This is a genomic window from Ruegeria sp. BHSA118, assembly GCF_059613405.1.
Genome location: NZ_JBXWSM010000012.1, coordinates 65,792 through 82,722 on the forward strand (window position 1 = coordinate 65,792; position 16,931 = coordinate 82,722).

At 58.5% G+C, this 16,931-nt stretch carries 15 protein-coding genes and 1 pseudogene; 10 read left to right on the plus strand and 6 right to left on the minus strand.

Features of this window, described 5'->3' with window-relative positions:
* The first annotated feature begins 3 nt into the window (after nucleotides 1–3).
* Complete coding sequence (gene ocd / locus AC2FNN_RS05725; RefSeq protein WP_496757210.1) at nucleotides 4–1,044, plus strand: ornithine cyclodeaminase; 1,041 nt, start codon at nucleotides 4–6, stop codon at nucleotides 1,042–1,044.
* 137 nt (nucleotides 1,045–1,181) lie between these two features.
* Here the strand turns inward: ocd and AC2FNN_RS05730 are convergent, their stop codons facing one another.
* The 3 genes from AC2FNN_RS05730 to AC2FNN_RS05740 are packed head-to-tail and all read right to left on the minus strand — an operon-like array spanning nucleotide 1,182 to nucleotide 4,292.
* A complete protein-coding gene (locus tag AC2FNN_RS05730) occupies nucleotides 1,182–2,585 on the minus strand; it encodes a TRAP transporter large permease (protein ID WP_171723428.1) in 1,404 nt (467 codons plus the stop codon).
* A 3-nt stretch (nucleotides 2,586–2,588) separates the two neighbouring features.
* Nucleotides 2,589–3,218 (minus strand): TRAP transporter small permease, encoded by a 630-nt coding sequence (locus AC2FNN_RS05735; RefSeq protein ID WP_496757212.1) that lies wholly within the window; start codon nucleotides 3,216–3,218, stop codon nucleotides 2,589–2,591.
* A gap of 57 nt (nucleotides 3,219–3,275) precedes the next feature.
* Nucleotides 3,276–4,292 carry a C4-dicarboxylate TRAP transporter substrate-binding protein gene (locus AC2FNN_RS05740; RefSeq protein WP_171168515.1) on the minus strand — a complete coding sequence of 339 codons (1,017 nt, stop codon included), beginning with the start codon at nucleotides 4,290–4,292 and terminating at the stop codon, nucleotides 3,276–3,278.
* A 429-nt stretch (nucleotides 4,293–4,721) separates the two neighbouring features.
* Here AC2FNN_RS05740 and acs point away from each other — a divergent pair, with 429 nt between their 5' ends.
* From acs to AC2FNN_RS05780, 8 genes are all read left to right on the plus strand, one after another.
* Nucleotides 4,722–6,686 carry an acetate--CoA ligase gene (acs, locus tag AC2FNN_RS05745; RefSeq protein ID WP_496757213.1) on the plus strand — a complete coding sequence of 655 codons (1,965 nt, stop codon included), beginning with the start codon at nucleotides 4,722–4,724 and terminating at the stop codon, nucleotides 6,684–6,686.
* Between the two features lie 7 nt (nucleotides 6,687–6,693).
* Nucleotides 6,694–7,377 (plus strand): adenylate kinase, encoded by a 684-nt coding sequence (locus AC2FNN_RS05750; RefSeq protein WP_496757215.1) that lies wholly within the window; start codon nucleotides 6,694–6,696, stop codon nucleotides 7,375–7,377.
* Nucleotides 7,378–7,558: 181 nt separating this feature from the next.
* A complete protein-coding gene (locus tag AC2FNN_RS05755; RefSeq protein WP_496757216.1) occupies nucleotides 7,559–7,840 on the plus strand; it encodes a DUF4212 domain-containing protein in 282 nt (93 codons plus the stop codon).
* A gap of 5 nt (nucleotides 7,841–7,845) precedes the next feature.
* Nucleotides 7,846–9,630 (plus strand): sodium:solute symporter family protein, encoded by a 1,785-nt coding sequence (locus AC2FNN_RS05760; RefSeq protein WP_496757218.1) that lies wholly within the window; start codon nucleotides 7,846–7,848, stop codon nucleotides 9,628–9,630.
* Between the two features lie 108 nt (nucleotides 9,631–9,738).
* Nucleotides 9,739–11,562 carry a DUF294 nucleotidyltransferase-like domain-containing protein gene (locus AC2FNN_RS05765; protein WP_496757219.1) on the plus strand — a complete coding sequence of 608 codons (1,824 nt, stop codon included), beginning with the start codon at nucleotides 9,739–9,741 and terminating at the stop codon, nucleotides 11,560–11,562.
* 27 nt (nucleotides 11,563–11,589) lie between these two features.
* Nucleotides 11,590–12,108 (plus strand): hypothetical protein, encoded by a 519-nt coding sequence (locus AC2FNN_RS05770; RefSeq protein ID WP_496757221.1) that lies wholly within the window; start codon nucleotides 11,590–11,592, stop codon nucleotides 12,106–12,108.
* A gap of 2 nt (nucleotides 12,109–12,110) precedes the next feature.
* Nucleotides 12,111–13,523 carry a 3'-5' exonuclease gene (locus AC2FNN_RS05775; protein WP_496757222.1) on the plus strand — a complete coding sequence of 471 codons (1,413 nt, stop codon included), beginning with the start codon at nucleotides 12,111–12,113 and terminating at the stop codon, nucleotides 13,521–13,523.
* 88 nt (nucleotides 13,524–13,611) lie between these two features.
* Nucleotides 13,612–14,112, plus strand: a complete 501-nt coding sequence (locus AC2FNN_RS05780) for a flavin reductase family protein (protein WP_496757223.1) — start codon at nucleotides 13,612–13,614, stop codon at nucleotides 14,110–14,112.
* On the opposite strand, the gene AC2FNN_RS05785 is transcribed toward AC2FNN_RS05780, so the two are convergent.
* Genes AC2FNN_RS05785 through AC2FNN_RS05795 form a run of 3 tightly spaced genes read right to left on the minus strand, consistent with a single transcriptional unit; the run spans nucleotide 14,109 to nucleotide 16,341 of the window.
* Entirely contained in the window at nucleotides 14,109–14,588 is a 480-nt protein-coding gene (locus AC2FNN_RS05785; protein WP_171231798.1) for a DUF6505 family protein, read from the minus strand. The two genes, AC2FNN_RS05780 and AC2FNN_RS05785, sit on opposite strands and share 4 nt — an antisense overlap.
* Complete coding sequence (locus AC2FNN_RS05790; RefSeq protein WP_496757225.1) at nucleotides 14,585–15,283, minus strand: biotin/lipoate--protein ligase family protein; 699 nt, start codon at nucleotides 15,281–15,283, stop codon at nucleotides 14,585–14,587. Before AC2FNN_RS05790 ends, AC2FNN_RS05785 begins: the two co-directional genes overlap by 4 nt.
* A complete protein-coding gene (locus AC2FNN_RS05795; RefSeq protein WP_152457717.1) occupies nucleotides 15,280–16,341 on the minus strand; it encodes an Mrp/NBP35 family ATP-binding protein in 1,062 nt (353 codons plus the stop codon). The genes AC2FNN_RS05790 and AC2FNN_RS05795 overlap by 4 nt, the downstream gene beginning before the upstream one ends.
* Nucleotides 16,342–16,463: 122 nt before the next feature.
* Between AC2FNN_RS05795 and AC2FNN_RS05800 the strand changes: the two are divergent.
* Nucleotides 16,464–16,931, plus strand: a pseudogene (locus AC2FNN_RS05800) (hypothetical protein); the annotation flags it as partial.

A 16,931-nucleotide genomic window follows, 5' to 3' on the forward strand; every position in this document is an offset into this window, starting at 1 on the left:
ACCATGCAACCTTCAGACAAGGCCCTGGTACCATTCGTTTCCGTCGACAACATGATGCGACTGGTACACCACATTGGCGTCGAACAGATGATCACGCAGATTGCCGCTCAGATCGAGGCCGATTTCAAACGATGGGAAAGCTTCGACAAGACACCTCGCATTCCGGCGCATTCCCCTCATGGTGTAATTGAGTTGATGCCAACTTCGGATGGTGAGGCATACGGGTTCAAATACGTAAACGGCCATCCCAAAAACACCTCTGAAGGGTTGCAAACCGTAACCGCATTCGGTCTGCTGGCGGATGTCTACACCGGATATCCGACGCTGTTGACTGAAATGACAATGCTGACCGCGCTGCGCACTGCTGCGACTTCGGCATTGGTCGGGCGCTATCTGGCTCCGAAAAATGCCAGGACAATGGCCATGATCGGCAATGGCGCACAGTCCGAATTCCAATGCCTCGCCTTTAAGGCAATGTGCGGAATCGACACCGTTCGGCTTTATGACATCGATCCGAATGCCACGTCGAAATGCGCTGCGAACTTGCAGGGCAAGGGCCTGACCGTCATCCCCTGCACCACGCCGGAAGACGCCATTGAAGGCGCCCAGATCATCACCACCTGCACGGCAGACAAGAAATATGCAACGATCCTGACCGACAACATGGTCGGGCCCGGCGTGCACATCAACGCCATCGGAGGCGATTGCCCCGGCAAGACCGAGTTGCATCGCGACATCCTGTTACGTTCGGACATCTTCGTCGAATACCCTGAACAAACCCGGATCGAAGGCGAAATTCAGGCGCTGGACGCGGACCACCCTGTGACCGAGATGTGGCAGGTCATCACCGGCGCCGCCAAGGGGCGCACCGATGAGCGGCAGATCACTTTGTTCGACAGTGTAGGCTTTGCCATCGAGGATTTCTCGGCGCTGCGCTATGTGAAACAGGCGATTGAAGGTACAACCTTCTTTGAACCTCTGGACATGTTGGCCGACCCGGACGATCCGCGCGATCTGTTCGGAATGTTGATGCGGGCCGGATAGCACGCAATCGTGGGGGCTCTGCCCCCGCCGCGCTACGCGCGCCTCCCCCGGGATATTTTCAGCCAGATGAAGCAAGGGATCCATTCTTCATCTGGCCACAAATATCCCGGAGCGCGAGGCAGAGCCTCGCTTCCGAGCTATCCCGCAAGCGATGGCAGGTAGAGGACAATACCCGGGAATGCCACAAGCATTGCGATGGTCAGGGCGTCCGCGATGAAAAAGGGCGTGACGCCTTTGAACACATCTTGAACGCTCAGGTCCGGGCGCACACCGGCAACGACAAAGCAGTTCAGCCCGATGGGCGGCGTTATCAGGCAAAACTCGGCCATTTTGACCACCAGAATGCCAAACCAGATCGCACACATCGGGCCGGACATTCCAAACGCGCTGTCAGCGGCACTGACGGTTTCACCACCATTCAAGGCCATCACCGCCGGATAGACGACGGGCAAGGTCAAAAGCAGCATTCCGATCGCATCCATGAACATGCCCAACACCGCATATGCCAGGAGAATGCAGATCAGGATCATCATGGGCGACATCTCGAGCCCCGTGATCCAATCCGAGAAGGCGCCCGGAAGGTCTGCGAAACCAAGAAAGCGCACATAGATCAGAACGCCCCAGATGATCGAAAAGATCATCGCCGTCAGTTTGGCAGTTTCCAAAAGCGCGGATTTGAGCTCGGCCCAGCGCATTCCGTGGAACAAGGCGAAACAGAACACGATGAATGCACCAATGGCACCGCCTTCCGTCGGAGTGCCCCATGCTTTTTCACCAAACGGATTGTAGACAAAGCAAATGATGATCAGGATGACGGCGACAATCGGAATGGCACCGGGAAGAGCGGCAAAGCGCTGTTTCCAGGAAAACCCCGTGACCGGCGGGCCAACGGATTTGAAGATCACTGCAATCCCGACGATCAGAAGGCCGTACACGATTGCGGAAAACGCACCCGGAATGAACCCCGCCAACAGCAGCTTCCCGACATCCTGTTCGACGATGATCGCGTAGATCACCAGAATGGCCGAGGGCGGGATCAGGGATGCCAGCGTTCCGCCCGCGGCAACCACGCCTGCTGCGAAGCGTTTGTTATAGCCCACCTTCAGCATTTCCGGAATCGCGATACGGGCGAAGACGGCGGATGTCGCAACCGAAGCACCGGACACCGCAGCGAAGCCGGCCGTGGCGAAAACGGTCGAAACCGCCAACCCTCCGGGCACCCATGCGACCCAACGTTTTGCGGCCTCGAACAAAGCACGGGTAAGCCCCGCATAATATGCCAGATACCCGATCAGGATAAAGGTCGGAATCAGGCTGAGAGTGTGGGACGCGACCTTGGAATGTGGCACCTGCCCCGCGGTCTTGACCGCCACTGTCAGCGCCTTGCCAAACCGTTCAGGATCGTAACCGAACTTGGCCCAGAAAATCCAAACCAACCCGACAAGCCCTGCCAGACCCGCTGCAAAGGCAACCCGCATGCCCGCCACGACAAGGACCAGAAGGCCGCCAGTGACCCAAAGGCCAATCTCAATCGTGTCCATGTATCAGTCCTGCCCTTCGAACTGTTCGGCCTCGGCCGCCGCCTGCGCCGCTGCATCCTGTATCAACGGAACGGCCGCCGGAGCGTCCAGCCCCAGCCAGAACGCCCGGCCAAACCCCCAGACTTGCAGCGCAAGGCGCAGGCAGAGAACGGAAAATGCAACAGGTGCCAGCAGCTTGGCCGGCCACAAGGGTATGCCGATGTCGATCGAACTGTCCCGGCTCCACATTGGAGCGCCAAAATCAAAGGACCGGTCGAAATGAGACCAACTGCCCCAAACCAGAGCCAGCATCAGGATCAGGATCAGAACCACCGAGAGCAGTTCAAACAGCCACAAAGCCCGACCGTGCAAGCGGGAAATAACGATATCCATCCGGATATGCCCCCCATCACGCTGAACATATGAAATGCCCAGAAAAGCGATGAGAGGCATCGCCTGTTCGATCCAGTCCACATAGCCCGGCAAAGGAGCATTCAGCGCATTTCGACCACTGACCGACACAACGGCCAATACCATCAGTGAAAAAACCGCCAATCCGCTGATCAGTGCCAGAAACCGTTCGAGCACGAGCAAACGCTGATCCAACTGGCTCAGACGGCTGCCGTCTACCAGAACCGTGGCTTGTCCTGCCATTCCGGTGTTTCCTTGTTGTTTGTTGCCGGGCGCCTTGAAAGCACCCGGCCTTGTGGATCAGTTGCCGCCGCGCTGTTGCTTCAGCGTCGTCTGGACAAGATCGTAAAGGTCCTGTGCCGGCAGGCCCTGTGCGGTCATGTCCGCAATCCATTTTTCACGGATCGGATCAGCGGCCTTCGTGCGGAACTCTTCAATTACCGCGTCGTCGATCATGACCTTCTGGACACCCTTTTCCTCCAGGACGCTGTCCCATTGTTCGAGCAAGCCGCCGTAATTCGCCAGGTAGTGGTCGATCGCCTCGTCAATCGAGCTGTCCAGGGCCTCACGATGTTCGGCTGGCAGGGCCTCGTAGGCATCGATGTTGACGACAACCGGGCAGTTCACCGTTCCCGGATTCAGGTTCGCAGTCCACCAGTCCGCTTCGTTTATCGTCCCGAATGACAGGTGCGCGTGCTGGGCAAAGGCCACGGTGTCGACGACACCCGACTCCATCGCATTGAAGGCTTCGGTCGCCGGTACCGATGTCGGCACCCCTCCGACCGCCTCGAAGGCCTGACCAAGGCCACCGGTCGCCCGGACCCGCATTCCGTCAAATTCAGCCAGTTCATCCCGCGGCTCGCCCGTGCCGACAAGGTTATACTGCGGCATTGGCGAGGTCATGATGATGCGGGCGTTCCATTGCGCCATCTCTTCCTTGACCGCTGGATGGTCGTATACCGCATGGCTGACCGCAACTTCTTCCTGAAGGTTGTTCACACCCAGGAACGGCAGTTCCAAAACGGTGATCGCCCGGTTCTTGTCGCGGTGATAGCCTGCACAGAACTGAGCCATCTCGAAGGCGCCGATTTCAATGCCGTCCAGATTTTCACGCGGCTTGGACAACCCGCCATAGCTGACATTGATGGTGAATTCGCCACCGGTTTTCTCGCTGACCAGTTCGGCCAGTTTTTCAACATGTTCCGTAAAGGCGCGGCGCTTGCCCCAGACGGACGCGTTCCATTCTGTTGCGGCGGCTTCGGTCACGAAAGCAACGCCAAGGGCGGCGACTGCGGCACCGCTCAACATCTTTTTCATAGTTTCGTCTCCCATAGGTGCGCCCCCTACCGAGGCGCTTGTCGATCAAGCTAGCGCCAACATTCGATTGTGCCAACCCTAACCGGGATTTGCGTAATTTTTTGGAAGAAGCCCCGAAAATGGTCCAAGACGACAGACGCGCTGAACTCACCCGTCGTTGCAAACACAATTGACACGCATCACGCGCAATATTCGTTACATTCAAATTGCTGTTTTTGTTTCTTTTTCGAGAAGTTTTGGTCTTACTTTTTACAAATAGCGCTACGCAACTAAAATTTCTTTACAAAGAAATCCAAGGATTACACCAATTTATTTATTTATTTTCAGAACGCGGTAATATTCAAACTTGGAGAGGAACAGGATCGACATTGCCTGAATGACAGGCAAAACATCCACATGCAATCCAGTCCAGAGGGAGGAGCCTCAAAGATGACCACCGCTGCCCAGGCAGATGCCAAGACTTATCCGCCATCCGCAGAAACCGTCGCTCGTGCGCATGTCGATGCCGCAAAATATGCCGACATGTACGCAGCCTCAATCAGCGCCCCCGACGCGTTCTGGGGCGAGCAAGGCAAGCGCATCGACTGGATCAAGCCCTTCACTCAGGTCAAGGACGTCAGTTACGAGTTTGGCTCGGTCAAGATCAACTGGTATGCCGACGGCACGTTGAATGTGTCGGCCAACTGCCTGGATCGTCATCTGAAAACCCGCGGCGACCAAACCGCAATCATCTGGGAGCCGGATGATCCGAATGACCCGGCCCAGCATATCTCTTACGCAGAATTGCACCGCCGCACCTGCCGGATGGCCAACATTCTGGAATCCCTGGGCGTGCGCAAAGGCGATCGCGTGGTCATCTATCTGCCGATGATCCCCGAAGCCGCTTATGCCATGCTGGCCTGCGCGCGGATCGGCGCAATTCATTCCATCGTTTTCGCGGGCTTCTCGCCCGACGCTCTGGCCGCGCGGATCAATGGGTGCGACGCCAAGGTCGTGATTACGGCAGATGAGGCCCCGCGCGGTGGCCGCAAAACGCCGCTGAAGTCCAACGCAGACGCCGCCCTGCTGCACTGCAAGGACACGGTAAAATGCCTTGTGGTCAAGCGTACTGGCGGTCAGACCACCTGGATCGACGGTCGCGACTTTGACTACAACGAAATGGCGCTTGAGGCGGACGACTACTGCGCCCCTGCCGAAATGAACGCCGAAGATCCGTTGTTCATTCTTTACACGTCAGGTTCGACCGGTCAGCCAAAGGGCGTTGTTCACACAACCGGCGGCTATCTGGTTTACGCCGCAATGACGCACGAGATCACCTTCGATTATCACGAAGGCGACGTGTACTGGTGTACTGCGGATGTGGGCTGGGTCACCGGACACAGCTATATCGTCTATGGCCCGCTGGCCAATGGCGCGACCACGCTAATGTTCGAAGGCGTGCCGACCTATCCAGATGCCTCGCGTTTCTGGCAGGTCTGCGAAAAGCACAAGGTCAACCAGTTCTACACCGCGCCGACCGCGATCCGCGCGCTGATGGGTCAGGGCAACGAGTTTGTCGAAAAATGCGACCTCAGCGATCTGCGCATTCTGGGCACCGTGGGTGAACCGATCAACCCCGAAGCCTGGACCTGGTACAACGACGTTGTCGGCAAAGGCAAATGCCCCATCGTCGATACCTGGTGGCAAACCGAAACCGGCGGTCACCTGATGACCCCCCTGCCCGGCGCGCATGCGATGAAGCCCGGATCGGCCATGAAACCGTTCTTTGGCATCGAACCGGTGGTTCTGGACCCGCAATCCGGTGTTGAAATCGATGGCAACGGTGTCGAGGGCGTGCTGTGCATCAAAGACAGCTGGCCCGGCCAGATGCGCACCGTCTGGGGCGATCATGAGCGGTTCGAGAAAACCTATTTCTCGGACTACAAAGGCTACTACTTCACCGGTGACGGCTGCCGCCGCGACGAGGATGGCGATTACTGGATCACGGGCCGCGTGGATGACGTGATCAACGTGTCCGGTCACCGTATGGGCACGGCCGAAGTGGAAAGCGCGCTGGTCGCGCATGCCGCTGTGGCTGAGGCTGCCGTGGTTGGATACCCTCATGAAATCAAAGGGCAAGGCATCTATTGCTACGTCACTTTGATGAATGATCGCGAGCCCTCGGACGAGCTGATGAAAGAACTGCGCACATGGGTCCGTACCGAGATCGGCCCGATTGCATCCCCGGATGTGATCCAGTGGGCCCCCGGCCTGCCGAAAACGCGCTCGGGCAAGATCATGCGCCGTATCCTGCGAAAGATCGCCGAGAACGATTTCGGATCTTTGGGCGACACTTCGACACTGGCCGATCCGTCGGTGGTCGAAGACCTGATCGAAAACCGTGCGAATAAGTGAGGGTGTGATGGACGCTGCCACGATCACCACGCCCGCCGTTCTCATCCTTCTCGGCCCTCCGGGTGCCGGGAAGGGCACGCAAGCCCGGATGCTGGAAGAGAAATTCGGACTTGTACAACTCAGCACCGGTGACCTGCTGCGCGAAGCCGTCGCGGCCGGAACCGAAGCCGGCAAAGCGGCAAAAGCTGTTATGGAAGCCGGCGATCTGGTCAGCGACGAGATCGTCATCGCCATCCTGCGCGACCGCATGGCACAGCCGGATTGCGCCAAGGGCGTCATTCTGGACGGTTTCCCGCGCACGACGGTTCAGGCCGAAGCGCTGGACAGTCTGCTGGCGTCGAACAACCAGAAGATCAACGCCGCGATCAGCCTCGAAGTGGAAGACGCAGAAATGGTGACCCGTATTTCGGGCCGCTACACCTGCGCCGGCTGTGGCGAAGGGTACCACGACCAGTTCAAGAAACCTGCCGAAGAAGGCAAATGCGACAAATGCGGTCATACCGAATTCAAGCGCCGCGCGGATGACAATGCCGAAACGGTGGCCTCGCGCCTTGCGGCGTACCACGCGCAGACGGCACCACTGATCGCCTACTATGACGGACAGGGCGTGCTGAAGCGTACTAACGCCATGGGCAGGATCGAAGACATTGCCAATGACCTTGAAGGGATCGTTGGCGAAGTAATGAATTAGGGGGTGGATTAAGAGCCGCAAGGCTCTGATCCCAAACAGAATACTTCAAAAGACCGCCTTGGCGGACTGGTGAAGTTTTGCCTGACGTCACGTGGCGTCTGGCACAAGTGGGAAGCGGCCCGACGCACTGGAGGATGTGGGCATCGGGCCGTCCAACGAGGAAGCGAAGGAGGAACCCGCGATGGCGGATCATTCAACAAACTCCGCGCAGGTTGCCGAGTCCGACAAGGGCTATTGGCAGGCTAACCTGCGCCTCATCTACATCAGCCTCGCGATCTGGGCGCTGGTGTCGTTTGGATTCGGCATTCTGCTGCGTCCGATGTTGTCGGGGATCGCCGTCGGCGGAACCGATCTGGGCTTTTGGTTCGCACAACAGGGATCGATCCTGGTCTTTTTGGTGCTGATCTTCAACTACGCCTGGCGCATGAACAAGCTAGACGCCGAATACGGTGTTGAGGAGTAAACCCCATGGATCAGTTTACCATCAACCTGCTGTTTGTTGGCGCGTCCTTCGCGCTATACATCGGCATCGCGATCTGGGCCCGGGCTGGGTCCACATCGGAATTCTACGCCGCTGGTCGCGGCATCCATCCGGTCACCAACGGTATGGCAACGGCGGCGGACTGGATGTCTGCGGCTTCGTTCATCTCGATGGCGGGTCTGATTGCCTTCACCGGCTACGACAACAGCTCGTTCCTGATGGGTTGGACTGGCGGCTATGTGCTGCTGGCACTGCTGCTTGCGCCTTACCTGCGCAAGTTTGGTAAATACACCGTGTCGGAATTCATCGGCGACCGCTTCTACAGCCAGACTGCGCGTATCGTTGCCGTGATCTGCCTGATCGTGGCCTCGGTGACCTACGTGATCGGTCAGATGACCGGCGTCGGCGTGGCCTTTGGCCGCTTCCTCGAAGTGTCCAACACCTCGGGCCTGTTGATCGGTGCAGCGGTTGTGTTTGCCTATGCGGTGTTTGGTGGGATGAAGGGCGTGACCTATACTCAGGTCGCTCAGTACTGCGTGCTGATCACCGCCTACACCATCCCGGCGATCTTCATCTCGTTGCAGTTGACAGGCACGCCGGTACCGGCGCTGGGTCTGTTTGGTGACACCGCCAGCGGTGAACCCCTGCTGACCAAGCTGGACGCCATCGTGACCGAGCTGGGCTTCAATGAATACACGGCCCACCACTCGAACACGCTGAACATGGTGCTGTTCACCCTGTCGCTGATGATCGGTACTGCGGGTCTGCCGCACGTCATCATGCGCTTCTTCACCGTTCCCAAAGTGGCTGACGCACGTTGGTCGGCTGGCTGGGCGCTGGTCTTCATCGCTCTGCTGTATCTGACCGCCCCTGCGGTTGGTGCCATGGCGCGTCTGAACATCAGTGACATGATGTGGCCCAATGGCGGCATCGAAGGCGGAGCTGTGACTGTTGAACAAATCGACAATGACGCACGCTATGACTGGATGGCCACGTGGCAAAAAACAGGTCTGCTGGACTGGGAAGACAAGAACGGCGACGGCAAGATCCAGTACTACAACGACAAGAATGCCGACATGCAGGCACTTGCCGAAGAAAAAGGCTGGGTTGGAAACGAGCTGACCAAGTTCAACCGTGACATCCTGGTTCTGGCCAACCCCGAGATTGCCAACCTGCCGGGTTGGGTAATCGGTCTGGTCGCCGCTGGTGGTCTTGCGGCTGCTCTGTCCACCGCTGCGGGCCTGCTGCTTGCAATCTCGTCGGCTGTGTCCCACGACCTGATCAAGGGCGCAATCAACCCGCAAATCTCGGAAAAGGGCGAGCTTCTGTCAGCGCGTATCGCAATGGCCGTGGCGATTGTGGTTGCGACCTATCTGGGTCTGAACCCACCGGGCTTTGCGGCACAAACCGTGGCGCTTGCGTTCGGTCTGGCGGCAGCTTCGATCTTCCCGGCGCTGATGATGGGGATCTTCTCGACCCGCATCAACAACACCGGCGCGGTCGCAGGCATGCTGGCTGGTCTGGTCGTCACCCTGGTCTACATCTTCCTGCACAAGGGCTGGCTGTTCATTCCGGGCACCAACTCGTTCACTGATGCAGATCCGCTGCTGGGTCCGATCAAGTCGACCTCGTTCGGTGCGATCGGTGCCATGGTCAACTTCGCTGTCGCCTATGTTGTGGCTGGCATGACTAAGGAGACCCCGCAGGAGATCAAGGATCTGGTCGAAAGCGTACGCATTCCCCGTGGTGCGGGCGCAGCTCAGGATCACTGAGTATGATGCGGCTGTCGGCACTTGCCTTCGGCCGCGTCTTTCGATCCATTGTTCCCGCCCGGCACACCACCGGGCGGGATTTTTTCACCAGAACACCGGAGACATCAGATGCCCCTATCCCACGATGAAATTACCCGGTTTCTGAAATCCGTTCATCCCTATGACGCGCTGCCGTCAGACACCCTCGATCAGATCGTAAAGCAGATCGAGGTCTGGGAGGTTGAAGAAGACGCCTCGGTCTATGAGCTCGGCCATTCCCTGCCCGGGGTCTTTGTGATCTATGAAGGACAGGTTGAGATCACCGACGAGAACGGCGCAGTCGTTTCTCATCTGGGGTTGCGCAATTCCTTCGGTGAACGCGGCCTGTTGAAGGACGGCAAGGCTGCGACCAAGGCCCGCGCTCATACACCATCTGTCCTGATGGTTCTGCCTCCGGATTTGGTGCGGAATTTGATCGACAACCACGACGTCGTCGCCAAATTTTTCAATCGAACCCGCGGTGAACGCAGCGGCCCCCAAAGCCTTGCGACCAGTTCGATTGACGTTCTGATGGCGCGCGATCCCGCCACCTGCCCTGCGGACACGACAGTTCAGGAAGCGGCACGGATCATGCGCGACAAACATATCTCGTCGCTTTGCGTGACAGATGGAGAGAAATTGCAGGGTATCGCCACCCTGCGGGACATTTCGGGCAAATTTGTTGCCGACGGGTTGCCCGCAACCACACCGATTTCGGAAATCATGACCGAAAACCCCGTGACCCTGTCGCCCAGCGATATCGGCTCGGATGTTCTGCATATCATGATGGAGCGCGGTATTGGCCACATCCCGATTTCCGAAGCCGGTCGCCTGGTCGGGATCGTGACGCAGACAGATCTGACCCATTATCAGGCCGTCAACTCGGCCGAGCTGGTTGGTCGGATCGCAAAGGCAGACAGCGCAGAGGATATGGCGAGGGTGACGGCGGAAATTCCGCAGTTGCTGGTTCAATTGGTTGCCGGCGGGAACCGGCACGAGATTGTCACGCGGCTGATCACCGATATTGCCGACACGGTTACCCGTCGTCTGCTGAAATTGGCTGAAACTGAACTGGGCCCGCCGCCTGTACCCTATTTGTGGCTGGCCTGCGGCTCACAGGGACGGCAAGAACAAACCGGCGTATCGGATCAGGACAATTGCCTGATGCTGGATGACAGCGCCACCGACGCCGATATGTCCTATTTCACTAAACTGGCCAAATTCGTCTCTGACGGGCTGGACGTCTGCGGGTACTTTTACTGCCCCGGCGAAATGATGGCGACAAATCCGCGCTGGTGTCAGCCGGTTCGTGTCTGGCGCGACTATTTCAAGGGCTGGATTGCCAAGCCAAACCCCGAGGCGCAAATGCTGGCCTCGGTCATGTTCGACCTGCGCCCCATCGGCGGCGCGTTTGAATTGTTTGCTGACCTGCAAGCCCACACTCTGGCAGCGGCCAGGGCAAACTCGATCTTCGTCGCACACATGATTTCGAACTCGCTGAAGCATACGCCCCCCCTGGGCCTGCTGCGCGGTTTCGCGACGATCCGCTCGGGTGAGCATCGCAATACGCTGGATCTGAAACACAACGGAGTTGTGCCCGTCGTCGATCTGGCGCGCATCTACGCGCTGCAAGGCGAACTGACCGAGGCCAACACCCGCGCCCGCCTGAAAGCAGCCGAGGCCAGCGGTGTTCTCAGCCCCTCTGGTGCGCGTGACCTGCTGGACGCCTATGACCTGATCGCGGAAACCCGGCTGGAGCATCAGGTTCGGCTGGTTAAGTCCGGAGCGATGCCCGACAACTATCTGCCACCGTCTGAATTGTCGGACTTTGAGCGAAGTCATCTGCGTGATGCTTTTGTGGTGGTAAAAACGATGCAATCGGCAGTTGGCCACGGCAAGGGAATGCTGGGCTGACATGCGACTGACCAACGGAGAGACCACATGTTTCTGGAACTGATCGGCACGGTTTTCGCGGGGATCGCATTTGCCGGCATCGTTCTTTTGCTGAACAAGCTGACCGGAGGGCGCCTGCCGAAATGGACAACGCCGGTTGCGGCCGGTCTTGGAATGATCGCGATGACCATCACCAGCGAATATTCCTGGTACGATCGCACGCGCGACCAACTGCCGGAAGAAATGACCATCGTGCAAGAGGTCGAAAGCCGCGCGTTTTATCGTCCCTGGACCTACGCGGTGCCGTTCGTTGATCGGTTTGCAGCAATCGACACCGTATCGGTGCGCACTAATGAAAACGTCCCGGAACAACGGCTTGTCGATCTTTACTTCTTTGGCCGCTGGGCTCCGGTTTCGAAACTGCCGGTGGCCGTGAATTGTGCAGAAGGCCGCCGCGCCAACCTGGCGGATGGTGCCGAGTTTGCCGAGGACGGGCGTCTGGTGAACGCTGACTGGATTGCAGCCGGAGCCAATGACCCCGTCATCGCCGCCACTTGCGGGGTGTGATCATGCTGACCGGATTGAGTTTGAGGCTCAGGATTTTTCTGTTTTTCTGCCTCCTCGCTTTGGGCGGAGTTGCCATCAGCGCCACCGCTCTCTGGATCACCTATTCCCGCGCGGGAAATCCCGATTTGCTGAATGATTTCGTCTTTGCCGAGATCCTGATCGGATTTGGATTTCTGGCACTGGTCGCAGGTGTTTGGCTGCTGTTCGATGACAACGTCGCCAAACCGATCGAACGGCTTTCCGCCCAGTTGCGTGCCCGTGCACATGCCGGTGTAAGCACCGACCTGGATATGCAGGCCGCGCGGTATCTGGGCGATCTTGCCCCGGCTGCGGCGGGATTGGCGGAACAACTGGCCTCGAACGCCATGCGCACAGCCGAGGCCGTGGCCGCCGAAACCGCGCATCTGGCCGCAGAAAAACAGCGCCTGACCGCGCTGCTGACGGAAATTCCGGTGGCCATGCTGCTGGCCAGTCCGAAACATCAGATCGTTCTGTACGACGGGCAGGCCGCCGAGGTTCTTGCCCAGATCGCGCATCCCCGTCTGAACGCATCTCTTTTCGAATACCTCGAAGCCACCGGCCTGACAGACGCATATGCCAAGATGTGCAAAACCGGAAAGGACGTCTATTGCACCCTGTCCAGCGTGGACGGGCGGCAGACATATTCCGCCCGGATGAAACCCTTGGGGGATGCACCCGGATATATGCTTGTCTTCGAAGACAGCGCGGCACACATGTCTCCGGACGATGCCCGCCCGCTGGTCTATGATTTCGAACTTCTCAATACTCCGGGGGATGATGCGTTCGAGAACCGCCCCCTGACGGATCTGTGTTTCGTGGTTTTCGACACGGAGACAACCGGTTTGCTGCCTCACAAGGATGAGATTGTGCAGATCGGCGCAGTACGCGTTCTGAATGGTAAAATCGTTCAGGGTGAGCATCTGGACATGCTGGTTGATCCCGGCATTCCAATTCCTCCGGCCTCGACCAAGGTACACAAGATCAGTGATCGTATGGTTCAGGGCGCGCCCGATATTGTCGAAGCCGGGCGCGTATTCCATCAGTTTTCACGCGACGCCGTGATCGTGGCGCATAATGCCCCGTTCGACATGGCGTTTCTGCGCCGCCATGCCAAACGGATGGGTGTCGAGTGGGATCATCCGATACTCGACACGGTCTTGCTGTCTGCGGTGCTGTTCGGGGCAAGCGACACGCACACACTGGACGCCTTGTGTGAACGGTTGGAGATCGCGATCCCCGAAGCGTTGCGCCATACCGCACTTGGGGATGCGATTGCCACGGCCGAGGCATTGATCAAGGTGCTGCCGATTCTGCAAGCACGCGGCCTGACGACTTTTGGCGAGGTGATTATGGAAACCCGCAAACACGGTCGTTTGCTGGAAGACCTGAACTGACGGTATAAATTGCACCCGGCAGTCAGCTTTTCATGGACAATCCGGGCCACGCATGGCACCTGATGCGCGGCCAAGGATTAAGCGCGCAATGACCGAAAAGACCTTTAGACCGACCCCGGATCAAAGCCCCGCCTTTCGGGAAGCGCTGGGATGCTTTGGCACCGGTGTCACAGTGATTACCGCGCAATCCGACAATGGCCCGCGTGCCATTACGGTGAATTCATTTGCCTCAGTCTCATTGAACCCGCCACTGGTCCTGTGGTGTCTGGCCAAGGAATCATTCCGGTTCGATACGTTCAGTACCTGTGATCTCTACTCGATCCACGTCATGGCGCAGGATCAGCAGGATCAGGCATTGCGGTTTGCACGCGATGGGGCGGATTTCTCACATGCAGACTGGACCGAGGATGAGGCCGGTCGTCCGCATCTGGCCCAGTGTCTGGCCCGGTTCGATTGCCGCCTTCATGCCCGTCATGACTCCGGGGATCATCTGATCATTGTGGGCCAGGTAGAGCAGGTCATGTATCGCACCGGCAAAGGGTTGATCTTCAAACGCGGGCAGTTCGGCGGGTTTGTCGACCTGATCTAATCGTCCAGCGACCCGTGAACCGCCAACGCCTCCAGCTCCGCGTCCTGCGGAGTGATCACGCGAAAGGCTTCGTGCACGCCTGTCTCTGTCAATTCCCTGGCAACGGTCAACAGCGTGTTGGCAGGATGGTCTTCGCACAACTCTGACATGTGGTCGATTTCAGCTTGCGCAACGCCCAATGCGGCCTCGACCGAGGGTGCGCCATAGAATTGCACAAAATGTTCGGCCAGGTTATGCGCAATCTGATCTTTCTCTGCGGCTTCGATCTGCGTCACGGCGACAAAAGTCACCCGGCCAAAGGTTTCCAACCCCAGCCAGCCATTCGCAAATGCCTGTCGCGCCTTGCCTTCAAGATCGCCCTGCCCCCAGTTGGAAAACTCGAACCCGCCCGAAACGCACCACTCTCCGGTGCGCGCCGGGGAATGAAACACGTTCATGTCGCTTTCGTCGAAATGGATCGCTCGGGCCAGTTTCATTCTCGGTTCTCCAACAAGTCGGTCAGGGGGCGCAGATGCGTATCGATCCCGTCGCGGATCAGCATCCCGAAACGTTCATCCGTTCCAAGGAATACGCCACCATCGATCAGCGGTTCGCCCACGCCACGCAGCAGGCCCATCCATTCGGCGTGCAAGGACGCGTTGCCATCCTCCTGCCAACGGTTGAGCCAGGTCAACATGTGTCGTGACCAGCTTTCCACCAGTTGCGTTGCAGAAACCTCGGCACAGCCTTCATCGTACAGCGCGGTGATATCAGGCGTTTCACCCGGCGCATCACTGGTTTGCAACAGCGTCAGTTCCCAACCGACGACCAGCCAGTCCGGCTCTTCCTCGGGCATTGATGTTGACGCAGCCGCGCGGAACCGGCCGCACCGCGCGCCGTTCACGCAAATCAGACCATCCCAACCCAGATGCACCGCAACCTCTGGTGGGGCCAGAGCGCCCAGCGCGTTCTGGAATCCCACAGCACAAAGCGGCAGCATCGCCACCGCATCCTGCAATGACACCTCGGGGGCAAAAACAATTGCCACGCGCAGGAAATCCGCCTGAATATTGTAGACAACCGTCCCCGCATCACAGCCCAGCGCAGCCATGGCCTGCGCGCGCTCGAACGGGTCTTCCCCACCCTGAACCGGGTGGCCTGTCAGCAAGGGTGGGAAAACCGGCTGGCTCATGCGTTGCCTTTGGCGATCATGTCGCGGGCGATCTTGCGGAATGCCTCGGCCTGCGGGCTGTCAGGTTTGCTGACCACGATGGGCGCGCCCCCGTCAGCGGCGACCCGGATGTCCAGATGCAAAGGGATTTCTCCCAACAGCGGCACGCCCAGCGCCTCTGCCTCGGACTTGACACCACCATGACCGAAAACATGTTCTTCGTGCCCACAGTTCGAACAGATATGCGTGGACATGTTTTCGATCATCCCAACAATAGGTGTCTTGAGCTGGTTGAACATGTCGATCCCCTTGCGGGCATCAATCAAAGCCACGTCCTGCGGCGTTGAGACGACAATGGCACCATCCACCTGGAACTTCTGGCTCAGCGTCAGTTGCACGTCACCGGTGCCGGGCGGCAGATCAACGATAAGAACATCCAAAGCGCCCCATTGCACCTGGCTCATCATCTGTTGCAGCGCCCCCATCAACATCGGCCCACGCCAGACAACCGCCTGACCTTCATTGGTCATCAAACCCATCGACATCATGGTGACGCCGTGGTTGCGCAGCGGCAGGATCGTCTTGCCGTCAGGGCTGGCCGGACGGCCCGAGACACCCAACATCCGGGGTTGCGACGGCCCGTAAACATCTGCATCCAGCAGACCCACACGCCGGCCTTCCGCGGCCAATGCGCAGGCTAGGTTGGCCGAAACGGTGGATTTGCCAACCCCACCCTTGCCGGACGCAACGGCGATGATCCGATCCACACCCGGCACTGCCTGCGGCCCGGTTTGCGATGGCTTGGGTTTCGGTTTCAGATCCGGCGGTGCCTTATCGGAATGCGCGGTCATCAAGGCCGAAACATTTGCAACGCCTTCCACCATCTGAGCGGCCTTTTCAGCCGTGGCCCGGACGGGTTCCATCTTTTCCGCATACTTCGGGTCGACCTCAAGCACGAAGCGTACCGTGTCGCCTTCCACATTCAAGGCGCGCACGATGCCCGCGCTTACGATGTCCTGCCCGGATACCGGGTCGGTGATCTTTTTCAGGTTCGCCAGAACCGCGTCACGAACACTCATGCTTGTTCCCCTTGATCCGCCCTGCTGACAGGGGCGTGCGTATCGACTCGCCGCTCATTGCACGTGTCTCCGTCTTTGTCTGTTCATTTGACGCATCCCACCCCGCGAAGTTACGTTGAGCCATGCGCTTTGTCCTCTTGTGCCTGAGCCTGACGCTCTCTGCCACCCCCTCTTGGTCGCAAGAGGCGATTGGCCTTGCGGCCCCGGCAGAGGTTACAGACTCTGGCCTGTTGCAACATATCCTTCCTCGCTTCTCTCTCAAGACCGGGATCCGCGTTGTTGCAGACGACGCCGGGATCATGGTGCTGGAAACCGCACCGCCCGGTGATCCGGTCTTTGCCCGCGATGACGTGATCTATCACCTGCGTATCGAAGACAGCGACCGCCAGGCCCGTTTTCTTGAATGGCTAAAGTCGGATATCGGCAAGCGCACAGTGGAAAGCTTTGCTCCGGCAGACGGAGGGCCCTACTCTGCCAAATTTGATATTGCCGTGGTTGAATCCGGTGACATCGTCGAGGGCGACACCCAACTTGGCGAAGAACTTTCGATGACCCATTGCGGGCGCTGTCATGTCATCGGGCCAAGGAAC

Excerpts from the sequence above, each read along its gene's own strand:
- AC2FNN_RS05775 (WP_496757222.1), top strand. The coding sequence starts at position 12,111 with ATGCTGACCGGATTGAGTTTGAGGCTCAGGATTTTTCTGTTTTTCTGC.
- AC2FNN_RS05750 (WP_496757215.1), top strand. The coding sequence starts at position 6,694 with ATGGACGCTGCCACGATCACCACGCCCGCCGTTCTCATCCTTCTCGGC.
- AC2FNN_RS05780 (WP_496757223.1), top strand. The coding sequence starts at position 13,612 with ATGACCGAAAAGACCTTTAGACCGACCCCGGATCAAAGCCCCGCCTTT.
- AC2FNN_RS05785 (WP_171231798.1), bottom strand. The coding sequence starts at position 14,588 with ATGAAACTGGCCCGAGCGATCCATTTCGACGAAAGCGACATGAACGTG.
- AC2FNN_RS05790 (WP_496757225.1), bottom strand. The coding sequence starts at position 15,283 with ATGAGCCAGCCGGTTTTCCCACCCTTGCTGACAGGCCACCCGGTTCAG.
- AC2FNN_RS05735 (WP_496757212.1), bottom strand. The coding sequence starts at position 3,218 with ATGGCAGGACAAGCCACGGTTCTGGTAGACGGCAGCCGTCTGAGCCAG.
- AC2FNN_RS05755 (WP_496757216.1), top strand. The coding sequence starts at position 7,559 with ATGGCGGATCATTCAACAAACTCCGCGCAGGTTGCCGAGTCCGACAAG.
- AC2FNN_RS05795 (WP_152457717.1), bottom strand. The coding sequence starts at position 16,341 with ATGAGTGTTCGTGACGCGGTTCTGGCGAACCTGAAAAAGATCACCGAC.
- AC2FNN_RS05760 (WP_496757218.1), top strand. The coding sequence starts at position 7,846 with ATGGATCAGTTTACCATCAACCTGCTGTTTGTTGGCGCGTCCTTCGCG.
- AC2FNN_RS05730 (WP_171723428.1), bottom strand. The coding sequence starts at position 2,585 with ATGGACACGATTGAGATTGGCCTTTGGGTCACTGGCGGCCTTCTGGTC.
- AC2FNN_RS05770 (WP_496757221.1), top strand. The coding sequence starts at position 11,590 with ATGTTTCTGGAACTGATCGGCACGGTTTTCGCGGGGATCGCATTTGCC.
- acs (WP_496757213.1), top strand. The coding sequence starts at position 4,722 with ATGACCACCGCTGCCCAGGCAGATGCCAAGACTTATCCGCCATCCGCA.
- AC2FNN_RS05740 (WP_171168515.1), bottom strand. The coding sequence starts at position 4,292 with ATGAAAAAGATGTTGAGCGGTGCCGCAGTCGCCGCCCTTGGCGTTGCT.
- ocd (WP_496757210.1), top strand. The coding sequence starts at position 4 with ATGCAACCTTCAGACAAGGCCCTGGTACCATTCGTTTCCGTCGACAAC.
- AC2FNN_RS05765 (WP_496757219.1), top strand. The coding sequence starts at position 9,739 with ATGCCCCTATCCCACGATGAAATTACCCGGTTTCTGAAATCCGTTCAT.